The 1,153-nt window shown below is 56.0% G+C and carries 1 protein-coding gene; it reads left to right on the top strand.

The genetic code is table 11. The features are described from left to right. Positions 1-336: 336 nt before the first annotated feature. Complete coding sequence (locus tag QQK95_RS07590; protein WP_240565541.1) at positions 337-1,053, top strand: helix-turn-helix transcriptional regulator; 717 nt, start codon at positions 337-339, stop codon at positions 1,051-1,053. Positions 1,054-1,153: the final 100 nt, after the last annotated feature.

Raw genomic sequence — 1,153 nt, 5'->3', positions numbered from 1 at the left:
AACGCCATCCTGCCTGCCTATCGCCAAACCGTTGACAAAGGATCCATGCACCAACGCCCTGGGATTGACTACTCTCGGCTTGGGCCGGAGGCCGTTGAGGACTATGTCGGGCCTGAAAATCCAGTGCGCTTCGACGAGTTTCCCGCCCTCTTGGCAGGTGGCGGATGATTTCATTGGCGCTCGGTCTTGCGCTTTTTGCAGTTCATCCCTAACCTAGAGTTGCATCGGCAAAAGGAGAGCGTATTCTCCTCAAGCCGGCACTTGCGGTCGGGACCGGGATGTCGCCCTAAGACAATATTCCCATCCCGCCTAGGGGAAGCTCTGGAGCGCCCGGAGATGGAGGCAACCGCCTTTGATTTTGTCGAGAGATGCCAGGGGCACAAGACGCCGAAGCAGGTGCTTGACGATCTCCTGTTTTCTGTCGGCAGGTTCGGTTTTGAACATCTAATCCTAAGCGGTGTGCCGGTTGGGGATGACGCACTGGAGCCTTTGGTGGAGCTGAACGGATGGCCCAAATCCTGGTTTCGGCGCTATTCCAGCCAAAACTACGCTCGCGTGGACGCGGTGTGTCGATACTGCAAAGAGGCACCGTATTCATTTTTCTGGAGCGACGTTCCCGAACGGTTGCGTGATTGCCCGAAGTCGAAACGTGTTGCCAGCGAGGCTGCGGAGTTTGGGCTTGTTAGCGGCTATGTCGTCCTAGCCAGTTCTCGCCTTCACTGGCAAACAGTCGTTTCGTTTGCTTCGCCCTTTGAACGAATAGACCTCTCTAAGAGAGAACTCATTGCGATAACGGTCATGTCGTTGATCGCGGTCAGTTCGGTGGAAGCCCTGCGTAGCATGCAGAAGGACAGCAAGCTACTCAGCCCGCGCGAGAAAGAAGTCTTGCTGTGGGCTGCGCGGGGAAGGACCGCCGAGGAGATAGCGAACATTCTTTCGATATCAGTCACGACGGTGCGCAAACACCTTCAGCAAGCGCGCCGGACCTTTGGCGTCTCTACAACCATGGGCGCGGTGGCGGAAGCTCTTCGGCTCCGCCAAGTTATGCCATAGGGGGCTAAATACTCAAATCTGATACCTGTTTCGACAGACAGAGCGTTGGTGCATGGATCCTTTGTCAACGGTTTGGCGATAGGCAGGCAGGATCGAAATC

It is taken from the genome of Mesorhizobium huakuii, from assembly GCF_030160235.1.
Taxonomy (GTDB): domain Bacteria; phylum Pseudomonadota; class Alphaproteobacteria; order Rhizobiales; family Rhizobiaceae; genus Mesorhizobium; species Mesorhizobium huakuii.
This window is presented reverse-complemented; position numbering and strand designations above follow the sequence as displayed.

Coding starts and splice junctions, on each gene's coding strand:
- QQK95_RS07590 (WP_240565541.1), top strand. CDS start 337: ATGGAGGCAACCGCCTTTGATTTTGTCGAGAGATGCCAGGGGCACAAG.